General features: G+C 67.6%; 25 protein-coding genes and 1 pseudogene. 21 read left to right on the forward strand and 5 right to left on the reverse strand.

Features of this window, described 5'->3' with window-relative positions; translation table 11 throughout:
• Nucleotides 1–50: 50 nt before the first annotated feature.
• From GO615_RS10590 to GO615_RS10645, 12 genes are all read left to right on the forward strand, one after another.
• The gene (locus tag GO615_RS10590) at nt 51–734 is read left to right on the forward strand and encodes a hypothetical protein (RefSeq protein WP_169127740.1); all 684 of its coding nucleotides are present in this window, start codon (nt 51–53) and stop codon (nt 732–734) included.
• Between the two features lie 5 nt (nt 735–739).
• Nucleotides 740–1,237, forward strand: a complete 498-nt coding sequence (locus GO615_RS10595) for an HK97 gp10 family phage protein (protein WP_169127742.1) — start codon at nt 740–742, stop codon at nt 1,235–1,237.
• The gene (locus GO615_RS10600) at nt 1,234–1,701 is read left to right on the forward strand and encodes a hypothetical protein (protein ID WP_169127744.1); all 468 of its coding nucleotides are present in this window, start codon (nt 1,234–1,236) and stop codon (nt 1,699–1,701) included. Before GO615_RS10595 ends, GO615_RS10600 begins: the two co-directional genes overlap by 4 nt.
• Before the next feature lie 31 nt (nt 1,702–1,732).
• Nucleotides 1,733–2,485, forward strand: coding sequence for a phage tail tube protein (locus tag GO615_RS10605; RefSeq protein WP_169127746.1), 753 nt, complete (start codon nt 1,733–1,735; stop codon nt 2,483–2,485).
• Nucleotides 2,486–2,551: 66 nt separating this feature from the next.
• Nucleotides 2,552–5,338, forward strand: a complete 2,787-nt coding sequence (locus GO615_RS10610) for a tape measure protein (protein WP_169127748.1) — start codon at nt 2,552–2,554, stop codon at nt 5,336–5,338.
• Entirely contained in the window at nt 5,335–5,739 is a 405-nt protein-coding gene (locus GO615_RS10615) for a hypothetical protein (protein WP_169127749.1), read from the forward strand. The genes GO615_RS10610 and GO615_RS10615 overlap by 4 nt, the downstream gene beginning before the upstream one ends.
• A gap of 6 nt (nt 5,740–5,745) precedes the next feature.
• Nucleotides 5,746–9,261, forward strand: coding sequence for a hypothetical protein (locus tag GO615_RS10620; RefSeq protein ID WP_169127751.1), 3,516 nt, complete (start codon nt 5,746–5,748; stop codon nt 9,259–9,261).
• A gap of 15 nt (nt 9,262–9,276) precedes the next feature.
• Nucleotides 9,277–10,407: a hypothetical protein gene (locus tag GO615_RS10625; protein WP_169127753.1), complete on the forward strand. Its 1,131-nt coding sequence runs from the start codon at nt 9,277–9,279 to the stop codon at nt 10,405–10,407.
• Nucleotides 10,404–10,736, forward strand: a complete 333-nt coding sequence (locus GO615_RS10630) for a hypothetical protein (RefSeq protein WP_169127754.1) — start codon at nt 10,404–10,406, stop codon at nt 10,734–10,736. The genes GO615_RS10625 and GO615_RS10630 overlap by 4 nt, the downstream gene beginning before the upstream one ends.
• Before the next feature lies 1 nt (nt 10,737).
• Nucleotides 10,738–11,157, forward strand: a complete 420-nt coding sequence (locus GO615_RS10635) for a hypothetical protein (RefSeq protein WP_169127756.1) — start codon at nt 10,738–10,740, stop codon at nt 11,155–11,157.
• Between the two features lie 3 nt (nt 11,158–11,160).
• Entirely contained in the window at nt 11,161–13,218 is a 2,058-nt protein-coding gene (locus GO615_RS10640) for a hypothetical protein (RefSeq protein WP_169127758.1), read from the forward strand.
• Entirely contained in the window at nt 13,199–13,423 is a 225-nt protein-coding gene (locus GO615_RS10645) for a hypothetical protein (protein ID WP_169127760.1), read from the forward strand. The genes GO615_RS10640 and GO615_RS10645 overlap by 20 nt, the downstream gene beginning before the upstream one ends.
• Nucleotides 13,424–13,529: 106 nt before the next feature.
• Here GO615_RS10645 and GO615_RS10650 read toward each other — a convergent pair.
• The 4 genes and pseudogenes from GO615_RS10650 to GO615_RS10665 form a co-directional block, all read right to left on the reverse strand.
• Nucleotides 13,530–14,417 (reverse strand): annotated as a pseudogene (locus tag GO615_RS10650) (ABC transporter permease subunit); the annotation flags it as partial.
• An 18-nt stretch (nt 14,418–14,435) separates the two neighbouring features.
• Nucleotides 14,436–15,368: a branched-chain amino acid ABC transporter permease gene (locus GO615_RS10655; protein ID WP_169127762.1), complete on the reverse strand. Its 933-nt coding sequence runs from the start codon at nt 15,366–15,368 to the stop codon at nt 14,436–14,438.
• Between the two features lie 274 nt (nt 15,369–15,642).
• Complete coding sequence (locus GO615_RS10660; RefSeq protein WP_169127764.1) at nt 15,643–16,758, reverse strand: branched-chain amino acid ABC transporter substrate-binding protein; 1,116 nt, start codon at nt 16,756–16,758, stop codon at nt 15,643–15,645.
• Nucleotides 16,759–17,272: 514 nt separating this feature from the next.
• The gene (locus GO615_RS10665; protein ID WP_169127766.1) at nt 17,273–18,385 is read right to left on the reverse strand and encodes a branched-chain amino acid ABC transporter substrate-binding protein; all 1,113 of its coding nucleotides are present in this window, start codon (nt 18,383–18,385) and stop codon (nt 17,273–17,275) included.
• 162 nt (nt 18,386–18,547) lie between these two features.
• Between GO615_RS10665 and GO615_RS10670 the strand changes: the two genes are divergently transcribed.
• The 3 genes from GO615_RS10670 (at nt 18,548) to GO615_RS10680 (ending at nt 20,544) form a co-directional block, all read left to right on the forward strand.
• The gene (locus GO615_RS10670) at nt 18,548–19,033 is read left to right on the forward strand and encodes a hypothetical protein (RefSeq protein ID WP_169127768.1); all 486 of its coding nucleotides are present in this window, start codon (nt 18,548–18,550) and stop codon (nt 19,031–19,033) included.
• A 4-nt stretch (nt 19,034–19,037) separates the two neighbouring features.
• The gene (bamE, locus tag GO615_RS10675) at nt 19,038–19,634 is read left to right on the forward strand and encodes an outer membrane protein assembly factor BamE domain-containing protein (protein WP_339380002.1); all 597 of its coding nucleotides are present in this window, start codon (nt 19,038–19,040) and stop codon (nt 19,632–19,634) included.
• 73 nt (nt 19,635–19,707) lie between these two features.
• Nucleotides 19,708–20,544 (forward strand): alpha/beta fold hydrolase, encoded by an 837-nt coding sequence (locus tag GO615_RS10680; RefSeq protein ID WP_169127770.1) that lies wholly within the window; start codon nt 19,708–19,710, stop codon nt 20,542–20,544.
• A 21-nt stretch (nt 20,545–20,565) separates the two neighbouring features.
• Here GO615_RS10680 and GO615_RS10685 read toward each other — a convergent pair whose 3' ends face one another.
• Nucleotides 20,566–20,934: a VOC family protein gene (locus tag GO615_RS10685; RefSeq protein WP_169127772.1), complete on the reverse strand. Its 369-nt coding sequence runs from the start codon at nt 20,932–20,934 to the stop codon at nt 20,566–20,568.
• 394 nt (nt 20,935–21,328) lie between these two features.
• Between GO615_RS10685 and GO615_RS10690 the strand changes: the two genes are divergently transcribed.
• The 6 genes from GO615_RS10690 to GO615_RS10715 all read left to right on the forward strand — a co-directional run bounded on the left by GO615_RS10690 (nt 21,329) and on the right by GO615_RS10715 (nt 26,108).
• Nucleotides 21,329–22,414, forward strand: a complete 1,086-nt coding sequence (locus GO615_RS10690; protein WP_169127774.1) for a c-type cytochrome — start codon at nt 21,329–21,331, stop codon at nt 22,412–22,414.
• A 302-nt stretch (nt 22,415–22,716) separates the two neighbouring features.
• On the forward strand, nt 22,717–23,196 hold the full coding sequence (locus GO615_RS10695; protein WP_169127776.1) for a type IV pilin protein: 480 nt from the start codon (nt 22,717–22,719) through the stop codon (nt 23,194–23,196).
• Nucleotides 23,190–23,702, forward strand: a complete 513-nt coding sequence (locus GO615_RS10700) for a GspH/FimT family pseudopilin (protein ID WP_169127778.1) — start codon at nt 23,190–23,192, stop codon at nt 23,700–23,702. Before GO615_RS10695 ends, GO615_RS10700 begins: the two co-directional genes overlap by 7 nt.
• The gene (locus tag GO615_RS10705; RefSeq protein ID WP_211167040.1) at nt 23,696–24,181 is read left to right on the forward strand and encodes a type IV pilus modification PilV family protein; all 486 of its coding nucleotides are present in this window, start codon (nt 23,696–23,698) and stop codon (nt 24,179–24,181) included. The genes GO615_RS10700 and GO615_RS10705 overlap by 7 nt, the downstream gene beginning before the upstream one ends.
• 2 nt (nt 24,182–24,183) lie before the next feature.
• Nucleotides 24,184–25,437 carry a PilW family protein gene (locus tag GO615_RS10710; RefSeq protein ID WP_169127780.1) on the forward strand — a complete coding sequence of 418 codons (1,254 nt, stop codon included), beginning with the start codon at nt 24,184–24,186 and terminating at the stop codon, nt 25,435–25,437.
• Nucleotides 25,425–26,108 (forward strand): hypothetical protein, encoded by a 684-nt coding sequence (locus GO615_RS10715; RefSeq protein WP_169127782.1) that lies wholly within the window; start codon nt 25,425–25,427, stop codon nt 26,106–26,108. The genes GO615_RS10710 and GO615_RS10715 overlap by 13 nt, the downstream gene beginning before the upstream one ends.
• The last annotated feature ends 17 nt before the right edge of the window (nt 26,109–26,125 follow it).

Consider the following 26,125-nt stretch of genomic DNA (forward strand, 5'->3'; position numbering starts at 1 on the left):
GGCGCCCCGCGCGCGTGCGGCAGCATGTCGGCAGTCCATCCGGAGCCGCCATGCTTTCCGACTTTCAGACCCTTGTTGATGACCTGGTGCGCGACAGCGCGCAGTGGGTAACGCCCGGGCAGCGCGAGCGCGCGATCGGGCTGGCGCTGAGTCGCTACAGCACCGATCGCCCGCGCCAGCTGGTCGCCGATGTGACGAGTTCGGGCGGCCAAGCGCTGCCGCTCCCGACCGGCTGGGTGTCTGGCGCAAGCGCGTTGGAAGGGGTCGAAACCCCCGTCGGTCAGATCCCACCTGCTCTCCTGGTGTCGTCGCAATGGGCGATCTACCGCGGCCCGCTCGCCGAGGAGATCCGCCTGGCACGCAGCCTGGTTGCGGGCGATGTCGCGCGGCTGACCTTCACCGCCCCGCACCAGCTCTCCGCCACCGAAGACACCATCCCGCCCGCTCACCGCGAGGCAGTGGCCTGCTACACCGCGTCGCTGCTCGCCGAACAGGTCGCGACCGTGCATGCGAACGCCGCAGACCCCACGATCGCCGCCGACCGCGTCGATCAGGCGCATCCGGCCCGCGAATGGGCTGCCCGCGCCAAGAGCTACCGCAACCGCTACTTCGCCACGCTGGGCATCGAGATCAACGCCCAGGGCGTCGAGCAGCCGCGCATGGAGGCTGCCGGCGTGGTCGTGGGTCTCGAGCTGCCGACCACCCACGGCCGCGGCCGCCTGTACCGGAGGTGAGCGCGATGCGGATCGACTTCGACCTCTCCCAGCTGCAGCGCCTTGCCGCCGCGTTCGAGCGCGCCCCGCAGATCGTCGACGAGGAAGTGGAGCGCTTCGTCGCCGCCGCCACCGCGCACCTGCAGGCCGAGGTGCAGGACCGCACTCCGACGACTCACGGAACCCTGCGCGGTTCGATCATCGGCGACGTGCGCCGCCTGCCGGGCATCGGCGTCGAGGGGGTCGTCGGCACGTCACTCTCGTATGCGCCGGCCGTCGAGGACGGCACCCGTCCGCACATGCCACCGGTCGCGCCGCTTGCCGCCTGGGCACGCCAGAAGCTGGGCGTGACGGGCCGCGAGGCAGATCGCGCGGCCTGGGCGATCGCCCGCAAGATCGCGCGCGTCGGCACCGAAGGCGCGCACATGTTCCGCGACGCCTTCGAGGCCAACCAGGTGCAGATCCGCGACGGCCTCGACGAGTGCCTGGCACGTATCGATGCACGCATTGTGGGGGCCGTATGAGCCGGATTCCCGCGATTCGCGCCGCGATCCTCGCGACGCTGGCGAACGTGCAGGACGTCGGCCGCACCCATGGATTCGAGCGCTATGCCGCCGACCGCACGCGCATGCGCACCCTGTACGTGGCCACCATCGCCGGCGCCGAGCAACTGCGCGGCTGGTTCGTCCGCCGCCGTTCCTTCACCTCCACGCGTACCGGGGCGACCCGTCGCACGATCACGACCTCGTGGGAGATCGTCGGCTACATGGCGATCGCCGACGAGGCCGAGACCGAGCTGGATTTCGATGCCCTGATCGACGCCATCGCGCAGGTCTTCCACGACAACCCCGACCTCTCCGGCGCCGTCACGACCACGATTCTAGACGACGGCGCCGGGGTCACCCTGGTGGATAGCGCTCCGGTGATGTTCGCCGGCGTGCTGTGCCACGCCGCCACCCTGCGCCTGCAGACCCGTCACACCGAGTGACACAGCCATCCCACCGCAAGGAGCCCTGAAAATGGCCGAAACCAACGCACTACTCTTCGCCGGCGACCTGTACCTCGCCTTCAAGGACAACGCCACCGGCCTCTATTCGGCCCGCCAGCGCCTGGAGTGCGACGCCCTGTCGATCGCCACGCCGAGCGAGATCAAGGAAAAGATCTCCAAGGGCCGCGACACCTACGGAAACGCCTTCGTGAGCTTCGGCGTGCCGCAGCCCACCGAGTTCGAGCTGACGCTCTCCGAGATCACGCGCGAGATCTTCGCGATGCAGCTCTCCGCCGTCATCGAGACGCTGACCGTCGCCTCCGGAACGCTGACCGACGTCGCCGTCACCGCGGTGCTCGACGCGTGGGTCGAGATCGGCCACGAGAACCTCGCCGCAACCGGTATCACGGTGAAGAACGCGGCCGGCACCGTGACCTACGTGGAAGGGACCGACTACGAGCTGAATCGCCGGCTCGGCTTCCTGAAAGCCCTTTCCACGGGCGCGATCGCCGCCGGTGCGGTGCACGTGTCGGGCGCGAAGGATGCGATCGCAGGCCAGAAGCTGCTCGGCGCGCGCAACTACAACAGCACCTTCAAGTTCGAGCTCGACGGTATCAACCTGGTCACCCGCAAGGACATGATCCTGCGCGCCGGGCAGGCGACGGTGTCGAGCCAGGACGCGTGGGACTTCCTCAGCGGCGAGCTGACCGACGTGCCGCTCAAGGGACGCCTGGAGATCCCCGGCGCCGGCCTGCCGCCCTTCACCCTGGAGTATCGCGACTGATCGCGGGCGGCCCTGTCATCAGGATAGGGCCGCCACTCTTACCGCACTCCGGCCGCCCAGACCCCCATGTCGAAACTCACCGCATCCGCCCGTGTCATCGTCAAGACCGAAGGCAGCGAAAGCCTTTCGGCCGTTGCCGACAACGTCAGGCGGATTGGCGCCGAGAGCCAGCGCGCCGCCCCGACTCTGACTCCAGTCGCAGACGGCATCCAGCGCATCGGCCGCGAGGCAGGTGTCGGACGTCAGGCGCAGCAGCTTGGAGATCTGGGACGCGCAGCGACAGCTTCCGCGACCGGAGTCGGTGCCCTCGACGGCGCTCTCGCAACCCTGCCCGCACGGCTGGGGCCGATCGCCGGTCTGATCGGCGGTGCGTTCGCCGTCTCGCAAGTTGCGAACTTCGCCGCTGCACTCTCTCCGGTATCCGATGCAGCGAAGTTGCTCGAGGCCCGGCTGGGTCTGGCGGTCGGAGCCACGGGGAACCTTGCCGGGGCAATGGAATCGGTGCGCACCAGCGCGAACGAGACCGGCGCCGACATCAACGCCATCGGCGGCCTCTACGGCAGTCTCGCGCAATCGACGCGCGAGCTGGGCACCAGCCAGGCCGACGTCGCGCAGCTCACCGACACGATCAACAAAGCCTTCGCCGTCTCTGGCACGGCCGGCGCCGCGGCGGCTGGCGCCATCACCCAGCTGGGGCAGGCTTTCGCGAGTGGGGCCCTGCGCGGCGATGAATTCAACAGCGTCAATGAGGCCGCCCCGCGATTGATGCAGGCGCTCGCGGACGGCCTCGGCGTCGCGCGCGGCGAGCTCCGCGGCATGGCCGAAGACGGCAAGCTAACCGCCGAAGTCGTCGTCGCCGCGCTGAAGTCGCAGTCGGCCGCCATCGAGGCCGAGTTCGGCAAATTGCCGGACACGGTCGGCCAGGCGACTCAGCGCCTGGCGAACGAGTGGCAGGTGTTCATTGGTCAGCTGGACAAGACGACGGGCGCGTCCGACACGGTCGCCGCCGGTCTGAACATGGTCGCCGCGAACCTCGACAACATCGCCGACGCTGCAGTCAAAGCGGGCGAGCTCGTGACCGCGGCGCTAGCCGTCAAGGCCGCTGCGGCCCTGCGCGGCTACATCACCCTGACCGCCGCGAGCACCGCAGCCACCACGGCGCAGGCCGCAGCGCTCACAGGCCTGGCCGCCGCCGGCCGTGCCGCGACCGGTGCGATGCTAACGCTCGGGCGCGCCCTGCCGGCGCTCGCTGTCGTCGGCGTTGTCGCCGGCGTCGTGTCTCTGGTGACCGAGTTTTTCCGCGCCAAGTCCGCCGCCGAAGAGGCCGACGAGGCGGTCCGCAAGATGCTCGAGAGCACGCCGACGAACAACGCGGCGAAGGAAATCGAGCTCGTCGCGACGAACGCCGAGGCAGCACGCTTCAAGCTCACCGAAATGGAAAAGGTTTTCGGGGAGCTGCGGGCGAAGGGGCAGGATGCTGCTGGCGCCCTCGATTCGGTCGTCAAGACGGCCAACCTCACGAGCATGGACGGCATCGCCGCCCTGGTAACCGGCCTCGACCAACTGCGCGCCGGCGCACAAGTGACGGGCGAGCAGATCGAGATCGCGCTCTCGCAGCGCCTGCGCAAGCTGAGCGTGGCCGACCTGCGCGACTTCGGCATCCAGGCGGAAATGGCCTTCAACCGCGGATCCTTGTCCGCGCAGCAGCTCGGCGTCGCGCTCGATTCCCAGGCGCGCGCCGCGCTCCAGCGCCTCGGTGTAGATGCCGATGCTGCCCTGACCGGGATGTCCGCGAAGTTCCGCGAGGCCGATGGGGCGGTGCAAGTTCTGGCCGGCCAGTTCGACCGCCTGCAGGCGTCCGGCGTCGATGCCGGCGCCGTCCTGCAGCAGTCGATCGACGGGGCGATCAAGGCGGCCGCGAACCGAGCCGAGCTGGACAACCTCGCAACGACCGTGCAGCGACTGGGCGAGGAAGGCAAGCTGGCCGAGTCCGCCGTGGTTGCTGCCCTGGATGCGATCCGTCGCAAGGCGGATGAGGCGACGCCCGGCGTCAACGGTGTGACGGAAGCGTTCAAGGAATTGGGCGTCGTCACCGATGCGACCTTGGGCGAAGCGGCCGCGCGGGCGCGCACGGCGTTCGAGCAGATCCGTTCGTCCGGCACGGCCTCGGCCCGCGAACTGCAGCAGGCGTTTCGCGCCTACGCCGAGCGTGCGATCGCCGCGAACGGTGGCGTCGCCGATGCGGCCCTCAAGGCTCAAGCGGCACAGCACGGCCTGAGCCTCGAGGCGGACACCGCAGGCAGGACGGTCGTGCGGGCAATGGGCGAAGGCAGAGCGGCAACCGCCGCGCTCGGCGACGCGGCAGAAGAGGCCGCCGCGAAGTTCGGTGAGATCGGAGCTGCTGCAGAGGAGGCGGCCAGCAGCGCAAACGCCGCGTCCGATGCGACCTCGTCGCGTTCAACCGACGGCGGGATGCGTACCGTCGGCGGCGGCGATTCGTTCCAGGAAGCCATGCGGCGCGGGCTCGTTGAAGATCCAATGCTCGGCAACCAGTTCCGCGAAGCCTACAACGCGTTCTACAACCAGCAGCTCGCGCAGATGCGTCCGCTTTCAACGGACGACTACTTTCGCAAGCTCAACCTTGCCAACAACGCGGCGCTGACAGCGGCCGCGGACTTCGTGAACAAGCAGCGCGCCGAGGAAGAGCGCACCGGCGTCCGTACGAACCGCTACGAAGTGACCCTTCGCTCCGGCTACTTGCAGCGCAAGGTCAATGTCGCAGGCGCAGACGACGCCGCGGCCCTGAACTCGTTCTTCGAGCAGCTCGAGCGCGAGATGTCGAGATCCTCATGACCATCACCCTGACCGCCGGCGCCACAACGCTCGCCCTCGACCCCGATCTCCTCTGGGACGACGAATTCGCCTGGGCCGCGACCGAACAGAGTTTCACGCGCGGCCTCACCGGCAAGCCGATCATCCAGGCCGCCCTGCGCCAAGCCGGCCGCCCGATCACGCTGCGCAACGAGGACGACTCGAGCGCCTGGATGACCCGCGCCGACATGGCGCAGCTGCAGGCCTGGGCCGACACGCCCGACCTGCGCCTGACGCTCACGCTGCGCGGCGTCGCGCGCCTGGTCGTGTTCCGCCACCACGACGGCGGCCCCTTCGAGGCCCGCCCGCTCGTCCATTACGCCGACCCACAGCCCGCCGACTGGGTGCTGGCGACGCTTCGATTTATGACTGTTACCGAGTAACGCCCGATGGCAATTCAGGAAAACAACATCGTCTTCGTCGCCTCCCAGGTGATGGCCGACGTCCCCGAAGGCGGCGGCGCGGCGACGGGCACCGTCATCGTCGACGGCGCCATGAACAACGTCTTCGAGGACATCAGCGACCTCGACCGCGCCTACGGCCGGTTCAACCTGCGCAAGATCTTCATCGCCGTGCGCGAGCTCGGCACGAGCCTCTATGCCGGCGCGAAAACCGTCATCACCGCGCTGCCGACCGATCCCGCCCTCAGCTACACGCTGTTCGCGACGAACGACCCGTTCGACACCCGTACCGAGGCGGCCAGCCGCGTGCAGGCGTATCTGTTCAAAGGGACGACCTGGCCCGGCTACCTGAACGAAAACCACATCAGCGGCATGCAGACGATCTCGCTGATTCAGCGCGTCGGCTCGCAGCTGCCCGCCATCGGTAAAACGCTTTGCATCGTCCAGGACGAGGGCCTCGCCACCGAGACGGAGCAGTACGTGCGCGTCACGGGCGTTGGGTTCGTCGAGGCGACCTTCACCGATGGCGTCGGCGATTACACGCGCTGGATTGTCACCCTGACCATCTCCGACGCGCTGCGCTACAACTTCAATGGCCATTCGATCGCGCGGGTTGAATCCGCGTACTCCTACATCGGCAAAGCGCGTATCCGCGACACCTCGGTCGCCGACGCGACGCGCTACTACGGCGCGCAGCCGCTGCAGCTCGCGGCGGCGATCGGCGATCTGCAGGTGCGTGCCGCGTCGATGTTCGCGCAGCTGGTGCCGAGCGCGCAGACCGAAACCCCGCTCGTGTCGCGCACCTTGGCCGACGGGGTGGCGCCGATGATCGCGTCGTCCGCGGCGGATCTCACCTACACCGCGGTGGGCGCTGCCATCGGCCCGAACCTGCGCCTCGTGCTGCGTGGCGGGGCGATGCCGGGCACGGTGTCGGTGACGGTGGGCGCCGTGACGGTGACCGACGACCGCGCGGGCAATGTCCTGTCGGGCACGACGATCATCGGCACCATCAGCCATGCCACGGGCGAGATCGCGTTCTCGAGCAACGCGCCGGCCGCCTCGGGCACCGCGAACATCACGTATCGACCGGGCGTGGCAGCCGCCAACCAGGCGCACACGCGCACGCAGTCGGTCACGGTCGAGAACCGCGCGCTCAACTGGGTGCTGACGCTCGCGCCCATCCCCGCGCCGGGCTCGCTGCAGATCGCCTACATGGCGCAGGGCAATTGGTATCTGCTCACGGACGACGGCGCGGGCGGGATCGTCGGAGCCGAGGCGTCGTATGGGGCGGGCACGATCAGCTATGTGACGGGCGCCGTTTCGATCACGCTCGGCGCGCTGCCGGATGCCGGCTCGCAGATCCTGTACACGTGGGGCTCGCCGGTTCATTACGTGGTGCGGGCCGGGGCAACGGAAGACGCCGCCGCAACGCTGCGGCTCGAATTCACGTTGGCGCAGCACCCCGTTGTGCCGGGCAGCTACACCGCGAGCTACCCGGTCGGCGGGGTGTCGCGCAACGCCACCGACGCATCGGCCAACGGCTCGATCAGCGGCACGGGCGTCACGGGCACCATTGATTACGCCACGGGGGCGGTCGCGCTGGAATTCACGGCGCCGCCGGACTCGGGCGCGAGCGTGACGAACGCCTACACCTGGCGGAATGGCACGGGGCTGATGAGCGGCACCACTGCCACCATCTCCGGCGGGCAATTCACCGTTCCCGGCACGGCGCCGTTCCGCAACGGCGGCACGATGCTGTTCAACGTGGTGACGAGCAAGGGCAACGTGAGCGCGTCGGCGTTCATCACCACCGGCGGGCAGGTGCGCGTGAAAGCCGGCGGGGCAACGCTGCAGACCTACCGCGTGTCATGGTCAGAGCAGCCCGTCGGCACCTTCGATGCCGCGACGGGCGTCGTCACCCTCACGGCCTCGCTGTCGGTGATGGTCATGATGTGGACCGAGAACATAAAGTCGTGGGAAGGCCCGGTCGAGTCGGCCTCACTCGCGGGCGTGTCGTCGATCGCCGTCGAGCGCGATACCGCTGCGTTCGACCCCAACGCCATCACGGGCGAGGTGGTTGCACTGAGCACCGCCGGCCTCGATCTGGACCTGACGACCACCGTCGGCGACGCCACGGTCGCCTCGTCGGTGATGCTGTCGATCGCCGGCAGCATCTACGTGGACCGCGGCGGCGTGCTGTACAAGGACCCCAGCGTCACGACCGGCTCCGGCCTTGCCGCCGGCAGCATCGACTACTCGACCGGCCGCGCAAAGATCACCAGCTGGGCGAACAACACCGCGCTCGGCCTGCAGGTCATTAGCTGCCTGACCCAGTACGGCGAGTTCACCGCCGTCGCGGCATCGTTCCGCGCCCCGATCGCGCCGCTGAAGCCGACCTCCGTCAGCATCACCGCCACGGCCGCCGACGGCACGCTGATCTCGGCCACCTCCGACGGCGACGGCAACATCAGCGGCGCCCTGGTGCGCGGCGAGGTGAACTACGAGTTCGGCACGGCGTGGCTCGAATTCGGCGAGCTGGTCGCGACCGTCTGGACGCCGCGCGACGTGATCCCCGCGACCATCCGCTACAACGCCGTCGGCTACACCTACCTGCCGCTCAACGCGGACATCCTCGGCATCGACCCCGTGCGCCTGCCACCCGACGGCCGGGTGCCGATCTACCGCCCCGGCGATGTCGTGATGGTGATGAACGTCGCCGACACCGCGCCGGCCACCGTCGCCAACGGCGGCACCATCGACTGCGGGCGGACCCGTATCGCCTGGGTGCGCGTCATCGACGCCAACGGCGCAACGGTGACCGCCGGCTACACGCTGAACCGCGACACCGGTATCGTCACCTTCACCGACGTCACCGGCATCGTCATGCCCGTGACGGTACGCCACACCGTGGGCGACCTGCGCCAGATCACCGATGCACAGATCAGCGGCCAGCTCACGCTCGCCCGCGCGCTCACGCACACGTATCCGGTCGAGGGCACGCTCGTCGCCTCGTGCCTCATCCACGGTGACCGCCGCGCCCGCGTGTCGGCCGTGTGGGACCAGGCGACGTGGGACAACACCTGGGTCGACAACATCGTCGGCTCGGCGGCGACGGCGACGCTCGACACCATCGCGCACCCCATCACCGTGACGAACGAGGGTGCCGAGACCGAGCGCTGGCTGCTGCGCTGGACCAACACCACGAACGTCGAACTCATCGGCGAGACGCGCGGCCTCGTCTATAGCGGCGCATTCACCAGCGACATCGCCCCCATCAACCCGCGCACGCGCAACCCGGACGGCTCGGGCGGCGTGCCCTATCTCACCATCCCCGTCGCGGCCAACGGCGGCGGCTGGAGCGCCGGCAACGTCGTGCGCATCAACACCGTGGGCGCGCTCGCTGACATGTGGCTCGCGCGCTCGATTCAGCAATCGGACATGCCCGCCGGAGATGGCGCCGACGGGTGCGAGATTTACGCGCTCGGCAACATCGATCGGCCGTAAGGGAGGCCTGCAGCAATGGCAATCATCAATAACGCGGTGCGCTCGTACAACAGCACCATGCCCAATGGTCCGCAGCTAGCGGGTACAGCCGGCTCACTTGTCGCGCTGCTGAAGGCGTGTTTGGTGGACGGATTCGACCCCCGGTCGGTCAATAGCATCTCAGTCTCGGGCGGCATCGCCACGGCGACGATCAGCGCGGGTAACCCATTCGCCGCAAACGACGTGATCCGCATCGCCGGGGTGACCGGAGCGCTGTCGGCGCTCAATGGCGATTGGCGTCTGAGTTCAGGCGCTGCAACGACCTTCACGTTCGACGTCGGCAGCATGCCGGACGGGAGCGCTGCCGGCACGATGACCGCGCTGCGCGCCCCGGCGGGCTGGGTCCAGGCCTTTTCTGCGACAAACAAGGCGGCATTCAAGTCGGGGGATGTGACGGCGACCGGCAAGCTTCTCCGGGTCGATGACTCTATCGCGACCTACGCTCGGGTGATCGGCTACGAAACGATGTCGGATGTCGACACCGGCACGGGCCCGTTCCCGACAGAAGCCCTGGTGGCGGGCGGCGGGTATTGGGGAAAGAGCAGTGCGGCGAGCGGGACCGCACGGACGTGGCGCATTCGAGCCGATGCGGGCGGGTTTGAAATCTCTGTCCAATACGACGGAACGACCTGGCAGACGCATTGGTTCGGGGATTTGCTGCGCGAATCGCCAACCGATGAGGCCGCTGTGCTGCTTACGTGCGGCGAAAACACGTCTCTTTCTGCGATGGGCAATCTGCTGACGGTGAACAACAATGCCGGCCGTTTCATGCCGCGAGCCTATTCGCAAGCAGCGGGGGCGGTCAGGGCTCGCGAATTCGCACACCCGTTGACGGGGAGCGGCGTTGGCTTTGGCGGACTCGATTATCCGGCCCCCGGAAGTGGACTTTTATATGTAACCCCCATTGAAATATGGGAGAACGGCGCCGTGATTCGGGGGGTGCTGCCGGGGGTATACGGGCCGCTGCATTCGCAGTCTCAATTGACCGACGGCGCGCTCGAGACGAGCATCGCAGGTCTCCCCGGCCGGCGATTCGTGGTGCAGAAGTCGAACTCCAATATAGGCCCGGGAGCGTTCGTGATTGACACCACGGGGCCGTGGCGATGAGCGGGCGAATCTTGCGTCGCATGGTGGCCACCGATGCATTGGCCGGCGGAACCGGATACCTCGAGGGGACAACAAAGGTTGCCGGTACGCCAGATGCGCCCGTAAGTCGGCGCGTGCATCTGATCGTACAAACGAGTTCTCGGACAGAACTGGCGTTCCCCGGGCGTCTCTCGCGGACCGTGTGGTCTGACCCCGTTACGGGAGCGTGGCGCTTCGACTATATCAATGCGGCGGCCAAGTTCGCTGTGATCACGTATGACCACACCGGCGTCAATGACCCGGTCGCAAAAGTCGGTCTCACCCCAACCCCGATGCCGAATGTGATCTGACATGGACCTCTCCACTTCTCACACCAATGCGCGCAACGCAGCCGCGCGCTTGCCCGCGCTGCAGGCCTCGTTCGATCTCCTCGACTCCGGCCCCGCCGCACCCTACGTCGAACTCTACGGCACCGTCCGCCCAGCCCCTGGCGCCGCTCCTGGTGGCTCGCCGCTCGTCACCGTCACCATGTCCAACCCGCCGGGCACCGTCGACGGCGCGCTGTTTCGCATCGACCTCACGGTGCCCATCGAAGGGCAGATCGCCGTCGCGGGCGGCGCTGTGTGGGCCCGCATCTACGACGGCGCGGGCGCCTGGTGGGCCGACGCCTCGGTCTCCGACGAGGCCGGCAGCGGCGAAATCAAGCTGCAGGTGGTAACGCTCGCCGTGGGGGCCTTCGTGCGCATCACGTCCGCGATCCTGCAGGGGTAATCGGTGGCCGTCGATCTGCGTTTCTGGCGTGCGGTTACGACGACCCCTGGGGCCGTCGAGCTCCGCTTCGCCGACGCCCCCACGCAGACCGACGTTACCGGCTCGCTCGCCGCAACCCTCCCGGCGGCACAACCGCCCGCGCTGGCCCTCGCCGCCACGGGCGACAGCTATGTCCTGGTCACCGGCACGCTGTCGGCCAGCCTCCCGCTGCCGACGCTGTCGCTCACGCTGGAAGCCATCGAGGCCCCCGTCGGCGTCACGATCGACGCGACGCTACCCGCGCCGATTCTCCCGGCCCTCGAGCTGGCTGCCCTCGGCGAGCAGCTGCAGGCCGTCACCCTCGCGGCGACGTTGCCGGCCCCGCAGATCCCGGCCCTGTCGCTCGATGTCGCCGTGACCTACGACAGCGCGCTCCCCGACGTCGTTGGGCCTCGCGCCGCCCCCCGTCACGCCTCGTCGCTCGCCATTTCCGCGGGCCTCGTGACGCCCCAACAGGCAATGCGGCCGGCGCCCACGCCGGGCGACGCCCCGCACGCACAGGCGCTGCCGCTGGCGACCGGAACCCGCCCGCGCGACCAGGGGATGCTGCCCACGCAGCGCCCCTCCCGGGTGCGCCACCAACACGGCGCCGCGCTTGAGTCCGGCCTGCGTCCTCGCCACGCCGACCATGAGCGCGCCCGTCGTGCGCTCCGGCAGCGGCACCAGTCCGGACTCGCCGCCGCTGCCGGTTCCCGGCCCCGTCATGCGGAGCAGATCCGCACGCGGCAGCACCGGCGCGCCGATCACCAATCGGGTCTGCCGCTCGACCGTGCCGCCCGCACGCGTGCCCACAACGGCCTGCCCACCGCTATCCGCCGCAGCATCCGCCACCAGCAGGCCGTACCGCTGCCGGTCGGAATGTGGCGCCCCGACCCCGTTACCGAGCCGCCGGTTCCGAACCCCTACAGCAGCCCCGTTCATCTGCTGTTCTGGCGCCTCAATGACGGCACGACGAATCTGCGGTTCGGTAACCGGCCGCCGGCGCCTGGCGTCGTTATCCCCGTTCGGGAGTTCTACCTAGTGATCAACACCGTTACCCTCGTGCGGGCCGATAACGGCGCGCCCGTGCCCGCCCGTCAGTTCTCGGCCAGCATCGACGTCGACAGCTGGACCTGGAGCTGGAGCGCGACACTCCCCGCCAGCGCGTTCGGCACCGTGCGATCGCCGGCGCTGGGCGAACAGGTCGAACTCATCGCCACCCTGAACGGGTCCCCCCTGCGTCTGGTCGTCGAGCGCATCGGCCGTGAGCGGCGATTCGGCGATGGATGGGTCAAGGCCTCCGGTCGCGGCCGCGCCGCATGGCTCGCCGATCCTTACGCCGCGATCGAAACCCGCACCAACGCCCAGGCACGCACCGCCCGCCAGCTCCTCGAGGACGCGCTCACCATCAACGGCGTGTCGATCGGCTGGACCGTGGATTGGCGCATCACTGATTGGCTCGTACCGGCCGGTGCATGGAGCCATCAAGGCACCTATATGGATGCCGCGACGCGCATCGCCGAAGCTGGTGGCGCCTATGTGCAGGGGCACGCCTCCGACCAGACGCTCATCGTGCTGCCGCGCTATCCGGCCGCGCCGTGGGCGTGGTCATCGCTCACGCCCGACCTCGAGCTGCCCGAGGACGTGGTCGAAGTCGAAGGGATCGAATGGACGGATCGGGCTGCGTACAACGCCGTCTATGTGACCGGCGGTTCCACGGGTGGCCGCCACGACCGCATCCTGCGCACCGGCACCGGCGCCGACCGCGTCGCCCCGCAGATCGTCGACTCGCTCGCAACGGCCCCCGAGATGACGCGGCAACGTGGTCTCGCCGCGCTCTCCGACACCGGCCGCCAAGCGCGCATCACGCTCCGGTTGCCCGTGCTGCCCGAAACCGGCCTGATTACCCCGGGCAAGCTGATCCGCTACATCGAGTCCGGAACGCCTCGCCTCGGCCTCAGCCGCGCGCTCGAGGTCAGCCACGATTACCCGCAACTCTGGCAAACGATCCAGGTGGAAACCCATGAGCTGGAACCCATATAAGCGCCTGATCGCGCTCCTCCCCGGCGCGCCACTCCTCACTGGCGAGGTCGTGGCCGCGCACGCCGACGGCGTCACGATTCAGCTCAGCGACGGCGCACAACTGCGCGTCCGCGGCGAGGCTGCGGTCGGCGAACATGTGTATGTACGAGCGGGAGTGATCGAGGGGCCGGCACCCGCCCTGACGGGCGTCGATCAGACGGTGTAACGCGCCGGTAGGGATATTGGATCAGGCGCAATTCGTTTGCGCAGGGTCCAAGCTCAAGCGAGTGTCAATTTTCGCGCAATTCGGTGCCAATTATCGCGCGCCGCTACATGATCGCGCCGACGATCGCGCCGGCGATGTTGCCCATGCCGCCGAACACCACCATCGTCAGCACCGCGATCGACTCCATCAGCGAGAACGACTCGGGCGACACGAAGCCCTGGAACGTGCCGAACAGCACGCCCGACACGCCGCCGAAGGTCGCGCCGAGCGAGAACGCCAGCAGCTTCATGTTGCGCGTGTTGATGCCGATCGCCTTGGCGGCGAGCTCGTCGTCGCGCATCGCGGCCCACGCGCGGCCCACGCGCGAGATCTGCAGGCGCTGGATGAAGATGATCGAGCCGATCACGCACGCGAGGAAGAAGTAGTAGTACAGGAACAGCGAGTTGATCGCGAGTTCTTCGGTCACCTGGACGTTGCGCGACAGGTCCCAGCCGAACAGCACGATTGGATCCAGCGCGTTGATCCCCTGCGGCCCGTTCGTGATGTTGATCGGGTAGTTCAGGTTGTTCATGAAGATGCGCACGATCTCGCCGAAGCCCAGCGTCACGATCGCGAGGTAGTCCCCTCGCAATCGCAAGACCGGGAAGCCCAGCGTGATGCCCGCCATCGCCGCGAAGAAGGCCGCCAGCGGCAGCACGATCCAGATCGGCATGTGCAGGTCGAAGTGCGGCGACGCGAGGAAGGCCGCGGTGTAGGCGCCCACCGCGTAGAACGCGATGTAGCCCAGGTCGAGCAGGCCGGCGAAGCCGACGACGAGGTTCAGGCCCAGCGCGAGCAGGATGTAGAGCAGCGCGAAGTCCAGCACGCGCACCCAGGTGCGGCCGAACATCATCGCCACCAGCGGCGCGCCGATCGCGATCGCGATCACGAGCCAGCGCGCGGCCTGCGGGTTGCGTTTGCCCAGCCAGGGAACGGCCAGTGCGAGTTCGTTCATGTTCTTGTCACTCCCGCGTTATGCCCGGTCGGACACGCGTTCACCCAGCAGGCCGGTGGGCCGGAAGATGAGCACGAGGCCGAGGATGATGAAGGCGAAGATGTCCTGGTAGGACGAGTTCAGGAAGCCGAAGGTGAGGTGCTCGATGTAGCCCGCGCCGAAGGATTCGACCAGGCCCAGCACGATGCCGCCCAGCATTGCGCCGCCGAGGTTGCCGATGCCGCCCAGCACGGCCGCCGTGAAGGCCTTCAGGCCCGGCATGAAGCCCATGCCGTAGTGCGCGATGCCGTAGTTGCTCGCGAACATCACGCCCGCGACGGCCGCGAGCGCGGCGCCGATGACGAAGGTGAGCGCGATGATCATGTTGGTGTCGACGCCCATCAGTGCGGCGACGCGGTGGTTCTCGGCGGTGGCGCGCATCGCGCGGCCGAGCTTGGTCTTGGTCACCAGCAGGACCAGGCCGGCCATCATCAGGGCCGAGACGATGACGATCGTGATCTGGATCGGGGTGATGAACACGCCCTCGATCGGCTGCACCGGCGTCGTCGAGATGAGCTGCGGGAAGGTGTGGTAGTTGCGCCCCCAGATGATCATCGCCAGCGTCTGCAGCAGGAAGGACACGCCGATCGCGGTGATCAGCGGCGCGAGCCGCGGCGCGTTGCGCAGCGGGCGGTAGGCGAGGCGCTCCATCGTGAAGGCGAGCAGCATGCACACCGGGATCGCGACCAGCAGCGACAGCGTCAGCATCGCGATCGGCGACATGCCGGGGGCCACCCCCATCAGGAACATCATGGTCTGCAGGGCGGTGAGCGCGCCGACCATCACCAGGTCACCGTGGGCGAAGTTGATCAGGCCCAGGATGCCGTACACCATCGTGTAGCCGAGGGCGACGAGCGCATACACGCTGCCGACGACGAGGCCGTTCACGATCTGTTGAAGAAAGATTTCCATGTTTACCCTCGGAAGGTCGGGTGCGGGCCGCACAGGGGTGAATGATGCGGGGTGGCCGTCGTGAGGCCGGTCCGCCGTTCGGACGCTGGTTTGGCGCGCGCCGTTCGCGCGCGCATGAGGTTCGGCGCGGGTGTGCCCGCCGGACCGCAGGAAAGCTCAAAATACATCGGGTTACATGTCGCGAGAGTCACAAAAAAGGGGGTGCGATCGTGCTGCGTGATCGCAACCCCCGCTTCGGGTCATCCAGACTGGCGGGCCGGAATGACCGCCGGAATTACATTGGTGCCCAGGTGCCGGCCTTGAACTGGTACATCGTGATGGCGCCGTCCTTGATGTCGCCCAGATCGTCGAAGGCTACCGTGCCGGTCACGCCGGAGAAGCTGCCCTTCTTCAGCTCGGGCAGGTACTTGGCCGGCTCGACCGAATTGGCCGTCTGCATCGCATTGATCATCGCCGTTGCCGCGTCATAGGCATAGGGCGAGTAGATCTGCACGTCGGCGTTGAAGCGCGCCTTGTAGCGGTTGCGGAACTCGGTGCCGCCCGGCATCTTCTCGATCGGCAGGCCGGCCATCGAGCAGTAGGCGTTGGCGCCGATCGCCTCGCCCGCGAGCTTGATCATCTCCGGGCTGCAGCCGCCGTCGCCGGTGACGAACTTCGCTTCCACGCCGAGCTGCTTGAGCTGGCGCAGCATCGGGCCACCCTGGGCGTCCATGCCGCCGAAGAAGATCACGTCGGGCTTGGCGCCGCGGATCTTGGTCAGGATCGCGTTGAAGTCGGTCGCCTTGTCGGTCGTGAATTCGCGCGCGACGATCTTGCCGCCGCCCGCCTTCACCGCCTTCTCGGTCTCGTCGGCGAGGCCCTGGCCGTAGGCCGTGCGGTCGTCGATGATCGCGACGGTCTTCGCGGCGAGCGGGCCGACGATGAACTTGCCGAGAACGCCGCCCTGCTGGACATCGTTGGCGATGGTGCGGAACACGCCCTTGTAGCCCTGGCGGGTGAGGGTGGGGTTGGTGGCCGAGGGCGAGATCATCGGCACGCCGGCCTGGTTGTAGATGCGCGAGGCCGGGATCGTGGTGCCGGAGTTCAGGTGGCCGACGACGCCTTTCACGCCGGCGTCGACGAGACGCTGTGCGACCGTGGTGCCGGTGCGCGGGTCGGCCTGGTCGTCTTCGCCCATCAGTTCGAACTTGACCTTCTTGCCGCCGATGGTGACGCCCTTGGCGTTGGCGTCCTCGACGGCGAGGCGTGCGCCGTTCTCGTTGTCCTTGCCGAGGTGGGAGATGGTGCCGGTCAGCGGGGCGACGCTGCCGAGCTTGACGACCATTTCCTGCGCCTGGGCGACGGACAGGCCGATGCCCATGATCGCGAGTGCGACGACGGTGTGCTTCATGTTTCTCCTCCAGCGAGATCGATTCGTGAGATTGAGGGCCTGAACGACACTTTTGGCCTTCGTGAGCGCCGAAGGGCCGCCAGGGTACTGCACGTGATACCGCCTTTCCGTTCGCCCCCGACTATCACCGATGCGGCGCAACGGTCCCGGGGGGCTGAAAAGTTCGCGTATTCTGCCCAAAAACGGACCGTGATGCGCAAATTGCAACAGTGCTGTGCAGGATCCGGGCTTCTGCAGCGCAGCAAGGACTCGCCGGGGGCGTGATTCGTCGATGACGAGAGCCTGCATTGCGGGCCCGGATCATTGTCTGGTGCGGGTTTCGAACGGATCGACCTGTCTTTGCACGCATGATGCATTGCACAAGTCGTGCCAGATTGTGGAAAACCCTAATGCCGCCAGTCGGCTCCCGCCCGCCAGGCCCCCGCAGGCAAAAGAAAGGGGCGCCGCAGCGCCCCGATCCGGTTCTTTTCCGCCGCGCGCCGCACGCTCGTGGTGCGGTGCGCGCTTCACGCGATCAGTTGAGGGCTTCCCACTTGCCGCCCTTGAACTGGTACAGCGTCACGCCGCCGTCGAGGATGTCGCCGTTCTTGTCGAAGGCGATCTTGCCGGTCACGCCGGGAACGCTGAGCTTCTGCAGTGCCGGCAGGTACTTGCCCGGTTCGACCGAGCCCGCGGCCTTCATCGCCTCGATCAGCGCCATCGCGGCGTCGTAGCTGTACGGGGCGTAGAGCTGCACGTCGCCCTTGTACACTTCCTTGAAGCGCTTGTTGAACGCGGCGCCGCCCGGCATCTTGTCCATCGGGATGCCGGCCTGCGTGCAATAGGCGTCGCCGCTCATCGCGTCGCCCGCGAGCTTGATCATCTCGCCGGTGCAGGCGCCGTCGCCGCCGAGGAACTTGGCGCCGAGGCCGAGCTGCTTCATCTGGCGCAGCATCGGGGCGGCCTGCGCGTCCATGCCGCCGAAGAACACGGCGTCGGGCTGCTTGCCCTTGATCTTGGTGAGGATGGCGGTGAAGTCAGTGGCCTTGTCGTTGGTGAACTCGCGGCCCACGACCTGTACGCCTTCCTTCTTCAGGCTCTCGGCGAAGGCATCGGCGAGGCCCTGGCCGTAGGCGGTGCGGTCGTCGATGATCGCGACCTTCTTCGCGCCCAGCTTGTTCGCGTACGTCGCCATCGCCGCGCCCTGCTGCAGGTCGTTGGCGATGACGCGGAAGGTGACCTTGTAGCCTTGCTGGGTGAGCTTCGGGTTGGTCGACGACGGCGTGATGACCGGCACGCCGGCCTGCTCGTAGATGCGCGAGGCGGGGATCGAGGCACCCGAGGTGACGTGGCCCACCACGCCCTTAACGCCCGCGTCGGTGAGGCGTTGCGCGACGGTCGTCGCGGTGCGCGGGTCGGCCTGGTCGTCCTCGCTGAGGAGCTCGAACTTGACCTTCTGGCCACCGATCGTGGTGCCCTTGGCGTTGGCGTCCTCGATGGCGAGGCGCACGCCGTTTTCGCCGTCCTTGCCGATGTGGGCGATCGGGCCGGTGAGCGGGCCGGCGTGACCGATCTTGACGACGGTCTGGGCATGGGCGGCCGACAGGCCGGCCGTGGCGAGTGCGAGGGCGATCAGGGTCTTCTTCATGAACCGTTCTCCGGAGCGTTGTATGCGGACAGGGGCCGGTTCGCGATTGTGCCGCGCCCCGGTATGGTGCGATTCTAGCCCACGGCCGAGGTGCGCCGACATAATGTGATGCGTCGGCGATACCAGCCGCCCGTGAAGACCCCGTCGACGAGGATGCGTCCGATGAATCGCCTGTTTGCCCTGCTGTGCAGCCTGCTCGCGGCGCTGGGGCTTGCCGCCTGCGATCAGTTCAACCTGAAGGAGCTGGAGCCGGGGGTGTCGACGGCCGCCGACGTGCGCCAGCGCTTCGGCCCGCCGCAGATGGAGTGGCACAACGACGACGGTTCGGTGACCTGGGAATACACGCGCCAGCCCATGGGCACGGAGTGCTTCATGATGACGATCGGCACCGACGACGTGCTGCGCAAGGTCGAGCAGGTGCTGAACGAAAGCAACTTCGCGCGCATCCAAAGAGGCATGACCGGTGACGAGGTGCGGCGCATCCTCGGCGCGCCCGGCACGCGCGAGCGTTTCGGACTCGCGAAGGAAACGGTGTGGGGCTGGCGCGTCGGCAAGGAGGCTTCGGGCGATCCGGTGTACTTCCTGGTGCATTTCAACGACGACGCGCGTGTCGCGCGCACGAGCCGCTTCGTCGAACAGCGGGGGTGAGGTCGTGAGGCAGGTTGCAGCGCAGGTCAAATCCCGCCGCGTAGGACGGCGTATCGCAACGCTGCTCGCGGTGGCGGCGCTGGTCGCGGGCTGTGCGCAGACGGGGGGCTTCCGTCCCGTGGCGAGCGAGGCCGAGGCCATCGCCGTGCATGGCGAGCCCGCGCGGCGCTGGCACAACGAGGACGGCACGCGCACGCTGGAGTACCCCACGCAGCCCTTCGGCCATGTGACGCTGATGGTCACCGTCGACGCCGCCGGCTCGGTGCTGCGGCAGGAAAACGCGCTGTCCTTCGAGAACCTTGCCCGCATCGAGCGCGGCATGACGCGCGAACAGGTGTCGCGCCTGCTCGGCACCCACCGCTCCGTAGAGATCTTCCGCCTGAGCGGCGAAGAGGTGTGGGACTGGAACATCGAGAACGACGGCCCGGGCATCTACACCTACTTCAACGTGCACTTCATCGACGGCAAGGTCGTGCGCACCAGCCGCACCTACATCTTCCCGCACGACGGGCCGGAGATGGGCGGGCGCAGCGGCGTTTTCCCGTTCCCGGCATTTCCGCTTCACCTCCCGCGTCCGCGCCACCTCGTGTCCGCGTCCTGACCGCGTCCTTGTACCCGGGCGGCGGCGGGTTCTGCCGGTATACTGTCGCAATACGTTGACAGAAGGTTGCGCGATGATCCGGTTCAGGGCAGACGACGGCGAACACATCCACGTGAAGATCGAGGGCGAGGGGCCGCCGCTGGTGCTGCTGCATGGCTGGACCGCGAGCCATCGCGACTGGAGCCCGTTCATCGAAGCCTTCGCCGCGCACCATCGCGTCTATCGCTGGGACGCGCGCGGGCACGGCGGCCATGCCCTGCATACGGACACCCCGGTGAGCGCCGCACGCATGGCGCGCGACCTCGAGCAGATGCTTGAGCACTGGAAACTGCGCGACGCCGTCGTCATCGCTCATTCGATGGGCGCGCTGACGCTGTGGCAATACATCCGCGACTTCGGCTGCAGCCGCCTGCGCAAGATCGTCATCATCGACCAGTCGCCGCGCCTCGTCACCGACGAGCACTGGCGCTGGGGCATCTACACCGACTTCGATGCGGGGCGCAACGCCGCCTTCGTGCGTTCGCTGCAGGAGGACTTCGCCGAAGGCGTGCTGCGCCTGGTCGGGCAGAGTCTCAACGAGCGTGCGCGGCGCAAGTATCTGGAGAACGGTGAAGGCATGGCGCTCGCGCGCCAGCGCCTGCGCGAGATGACGCCGCAGCCGCTGATCGACTGCTGGTCCAGCCTCGCCGCGGCCGACTACCGCGATGTGCTGGAGAAGATCGACGTCCCCGCGCTGCTGGTCTATGGCGGTGCGAGCAACTTCTACCACGCCCGCACCGCCCACTACGTGCGCGACAACATCCCCAACGCGCTGCTGCACATCTACGACGACGTCGACCACGCGCCGCACCTGTGGCAGCGCGAGCGCTTCGCGCGCGACGTGCTCGACTTCATCGACGCCGCGGACTGAGCGCCCGCAGCGGACGGGGCCCTACTTCGGCGAGCAGAACCACAGCTTGTTGCCCTCGCTGTCGAGGAAGGCACCGACGTAGTGGCTGCCGTCGTAGAGCTCCAGCGCATCCGAGATCTTCACGTCGAGGCCGCGCAGGGCGGCTTCCAGCGCGGGCGCGTCCGCGCATTCCAGGGTGATGCGCGGGTTCGGCTCCGCGGTCGGGCTGCCGTACCAGTCGTCCTTCAGCATCAGCACCGTGCCGCCGAGTTCGAAGCCGACCTGCCGGCCGCCTTCGCTCGCCGGGGCGAGGCCCAGCGTCTCGCCGTAGAACCTGTTCGCGCGCGCGACATCGCGTACCGCGAGCGCGACGACCTTCACGCATTTCAAACCGAGTTGGGGGGTGTTCATGATGTCCTGCTGCCCAAGCGGAGGCTGCAGCTCATTCCGGATTCTGCGTCCGGTACCGGGGCTGGCCCCCAGTGACAAAGCCGCCGTGACGATTGCTCCCGGCGGGCCGCCGCTGCCCGCAGGTGCGGGCACCGATCATTCACGCTAGCACCCGTCCGGGAAAGTGCAAGGGCGGCACTGTCGCCATGATCCTTGCATGACGTCCGCCGGATGGCGCGATCAGGCGACGATGACCCTGTCAATAGAGTCATTCATCTAGTCCAGCACTCCATCGTCAGGATTTCCTGCCGTGATCGGGACGCGTAGCCTGCGGCAGTGCATAGGGCAGCACCCACGCCGCGGCCGATTGCAGCGGGCCCCGGCTCCAGCGTTCGACAAACGGAGGAACACCGACATGTCACACCGCACCCTGCGCGTCCTCTTCGGGCTCGCACTTGGCGCCGCAGCCGCCGGCGCGCTCGCCGGCAGCGGCACCGATCCCGCCGACTACAACGCCTTCTACGCGCCCGCCTACCAGATCCCGGACCCCGGCCTGATGGGCGCGTCGGCCGCGCGCGGCAAGGACATCTTCCGCTCCACCTACCGCTACCTCGGCGCCGAAAGCGGTAACGTCGCCGCCAACGGCAAGCCCTATGTCGGCAACAAGCTCGCCTGCGGCAACTGCCACATGGACGAAGGCACGCGCCCCTACGCGGTGCCGCTCGTCGTCGCCGCCATCGAATATGCCGATCCGAAGTTCAGCGCGCGCGAGAACGTCGCACGCGACCTGCCGATCCGCATCAACGGCTGCTTCGAGCGCTCGCTCGCGGGCGAGATGATCCCCACCGACAGCCAGTGGATGAAGGATCTGATTGCCTACGTCGAATTCCTGTCCACCGGCCTGCAGCCCGGCTACACCTGGCAGCAGGTGCCCGGCCAGGAGACCCGCAAGCCGGCCGCCCTGACGCGTGCCGCCAGTCCCACGCGCGGCGCCAACATCTACAACGACCGCTGCCGCAGCTGTCACCAGGAGGACGGTTCGGGCGTGTGGCGCGACGACGAGCAGCGCTTCCGTTATCCCGCGCTGTGGGGGGCGAACAGCCACGGGCTGATGGCCGGCATGGGGCGGCTGCAGACCGCGGCGGCCTTCGTGTACAGCAACATGCCGCACGACAAGGTGAATGCGCTGGACCCGAACACCCTGATGGCCGCCGAGGACGCCTGGGACGTCACCGCCTACCTGCTGTCGAAGCCGCGACCCTTCAATCCGCGCCACATCACCGAGGACTGGGTCGGCGTGGGCCCCGACGGGGTGCCGAACGCGCTCAAGCGCGCGGTCGATGCGAGCTACGACTTCACCATGCCGCGCAAGGATGCGGCCGGTGCGTGGTCGATCGACCCCGCCAATCCGCCCGCCTTCCCGCGCAGCCAGCACATCTACGGCCCGTTCCAGCCGATCACGGACGCCCTCAACCAGGCGCGCCAGTCGCTCGGATACTGATCCGCCATCTTTTCGGCGGTGTGTCGAAGAGGTCCGGAGTTCCGGGCCTCTTTGCATTTTGGCCGCACCGGGTAGATCCTCTCGTGACGGGCGGGAAAGGGTGCATTTCCTACCCGGATTGCGTATCCTGTGACCCTCCCGGCAGCGCTTTTCCCCGATCTTCCATATTGTTACAATTCATTTCGATGGTTTGCCGCCCTCCGGTATCATGGGCCAAGAATCTGTCCGGGCATGCGCGGGGAATTTCACCCGGGTCCGTGCCGCCCGGTTAATCCTCGGCTATCCCGGCTGGACATCCGCGTATGACTTACGATCCATTCCGCGCCCGCGTGGGCCATCGCGAGAACTCCCGGCGGGCAGGGGCAGGCTTCACGCTGATCGAGCTCCTGATTGCCGTTGCGATCGTCGCCATCCTCGCTGCGATCGCCATCCCGTCCTACACCGGCTACGTCCAGCGCAGCCGCATCTCCGAGGCGACGAACGAGTTGGCCACGCTGCGCATGCGCCTCGAGCAGTACTACCAGGACAACCGCAACTACGGTTCCACGGGGTCGGCCTGCGGCGTCGCGGCGCCGTCCGCGGACGCCTTCACCATCACCTGCAACGACGGCGGCGGCAGCAACCAGACCTTCCTTGCGACGGCCACAGGCAAGGCTTCGCGCAACATGGCCGGTTTCACCTTCACGATCAACCACGACAACGTGCGGCAGACAACCGCCTTCCCTGGTGCGAGCTCACTCCCGCGCGACTGCTGGCTCCTCCGCGCGGGGGATTCGTGCTGAATTTTCGGCGCTGCGCCGGGCGACAGACGGGTTTCACGCTCGTCGAGGCCCTCGTGGCCGTCGGCGTTCTGGCGATATTGGCGTCCCTTGCGGCGCCGAGCTTCCAGACGACCCTGGTCAACTTTCGCGTCCGGGTCGCCGCCGAAGGGCTCGTCTCCGGGCTGCAACTGGCGCGTGCCGAAGCCTTGCGGCGCAACCAGGCGGTGCGCTTCACGTTGACCGACGGCCGCGGCAACTGGTCGGTCGCGACAGTGAGCCCGGTGAGCACGATCCAGGAAGCGAAGGGGACGTCCGCGGCCGGGGTGGCGGTCGCCGCGAACGCTTCGCAGACCAACGTCGTCTTTCTGCCCTCGGGTCTCGTCGATACCGCCGCGCCCCGCATCGAGGATATCGATCTCACGACGCGCGTGCCGGGCGTGAGAAACCTGCGCGTCCAGGTGCATGGCGGCGGTCTGGTGCAGCTGTGCGATCCCGCCGCAACGGGGAGCGATTCGAGAAAATGCTGACCGGCGCGACTCGGGTGGGCACGCGCGGCGAGCGCGGTTTCAGCCTGATCGAAGGGCTGGTCGCCCTGCTCGTTTTCTCGGTGGGGGCGCTCGGCCTGATCGAGATGCAGGCGCGCGCCGTCCAGTTGAGCACCGAAGCGCACGACCGCGCCAACGCCTCCCTGCTCGTGAATCGCCTGTTTGCCGAGGTCGCGCTGAAGGACACCGCGGACACCCCGGACCCGTCGGAAAAGTACCTGCTGACGCGCACCGCTTGCACGGACGGCATCTCGACCACGCATCCGGCCTACCCATGGACGCGGCAGGTGTGCGCGGAATTCGACGACGCGAACATCATCATCGAGCGTCCCGCCGGGGTGTCGGCCTACTCGCTGATGGTGACGCTGGAGTGGGCGGGGCGCTACAGGAACAAGGATGGCAGCGTCGTCACGCGCGACCCGCGTCGCCATCAGGTCACCAACCGCTTCCACTGGCAGTGATCATGCAGCGTACTCCGCGTCCGGGTCGGTCCGCATCACCCCGCAGCAGCCGTGGCATCTCGCTGGTCGAGCTGATGATCGGCCTCGTCGTCGGGCTGATCATCACGCTTGCGATCACCTCGTCGGTGGCGACCATCGGCAAGCAGTTCCGCATCACCGGCGCCGGGCACTCCGCGGCGGAGGGGGCGCAGGTCGCCGTGGCCCTGATCGATCGCGACCTGCGCGGTGCCGGGGCGGCACTCTTCAACGGTTCGTTCGCGAATCTGTGCCCCGGCTACAACATGTATGACAAAGGGGTCGTGACGGCGAACAACAGCAATCTGTACAGCCTTCACTATCCGGTCCGGATCGAGTCGGGCGCATCGGCCACGGCGTCGGACATGGTCGAGATCATGGTAGGGGCGCCGGATTTTTACTCCGGAGAGATCCTCCCGATCGTGAAGGAGATGCCCAGCTCCTCCGACATCATGAAGATCAGCGACACCAATCTCGCGTCCGAGGACCAGATTCACGTCGGCGACACGGTGCTGGTGGTCCAGGCGCCGCCGAACGAAGCGAAAGCTCCGTGCACGCGCTTCAAGGTCACCAAGATCTCCGGGCAGACGCAAAGCGATCAATGCACGAGTTTCAAGACGGGCTGCAACGTGCATTTCGGCAGTACTTCGGGCGACGTCGTTAACGATTTCAATCCGACAAATCCGAACACGACCTACACCCGGCCGGTGTCCTACGGCGTGGGTTCGCTGGTGTTCAAGATGCCGCCGGGCTGGGTGAAGCCCGAGTTCGAGTACGTCCAGTATGCCGTCGCGTGCGGCGCACTGCTGCGCTATGACCCCATGAAGGTCGATCCGGTCGCGTTGCGCACGACGTGTCCGGCCACCTACAAGAATTTCGCGATGGCCGCGGACATCGTGATGCTGAAGGCCCAGTACGGCATCTCGACCGAAGGCAGCGACCAGATCGCGGTGTGGGAGAGTGCCCCCTCCGCGGCCCAGTACAGCGCGTTCAGCACGACTCAGCGCGACGAGTACCTGAAGAAGCTGCAGCGCGTGAAAGCCGTGCGCCTGGCAATGGTCGCGCGCAGTCGCGAGCCGGATACCGGAACGGTCACCGCGCAGGCGCCCATCGTATTCGACGGTGCAGTCACCCTGAACCTCTCCGGCACCCCCGTGCCGGCCGGCAAGACCTGGCAGCACTACCGCTACCGGGTGCATGAGACGGTCGTTCCGCTGAGGAATCCGCTATGGAACCGATGAGCGAACGTCCCCATTCCGCATGCCTGCGCAACGGCCGCGCCGAGGCCGGCGTTGTCCTCCTGGTCGTGCTGATCGTCCTCGTGCTGATGAGTCTCGCCGCCGCGTCGGTGATCCGCTCGACCGATACCGGCACTTTGGTCGCCGGCAACCTCGCGTTCCGCCAGGCGACGATGTACGCGGGTGATATCGCGATCAACCGTGCGGTCGAGGAGCTGCAGTCGGGCGCCTACACCGCGCGCACGTACTATCGCAGCGTCTTCTACTTCAAGGATGCCGCGGGGAAGCCGAACTTCAAGGACGCCGGCCGGATCGCCTCCGACGCGATCTGGGAATCGACGGCCGTCCCCTGCATCGACGAGAACGGCCGTGCGACGAATTGTGCGATTGATACGGGCAATTACCGCATCCAGTACGTCATCGAGCGCCAGTGCAAGTCCGACCCCGTGCTGACCGACGGCGAGGACATTCGCAGCAAATGCACCGTCGATCCCGAAACGGTCGCGCTGGCCGCGGCAGACGCCTTCGCGAAGAAGAGCGGCACCACCGTGCCGCCCATCGAGGCGACGAAGCTCGATGTCTATTACCGCGTCATCATCCGCGCACGCGGCCCGCGCGGCGGCGTGAATTTCTACGAAGCAATGCTCGCCGCCAAGGCCCAGCCGGGCCCGTGAGCGGGTGCTGTCGCTTC

The sequence above is a fragment of the Aromatoleum evansii genome (assembly GCF_012910805.1).
Classification (GTDB): domain Bacteria; phylum Pseudomonadota; class Gammaproteobacteria; order Burkholderiales; family Rhodocyclaceae; genus Aromatoleum; species Aromatoleum evansii.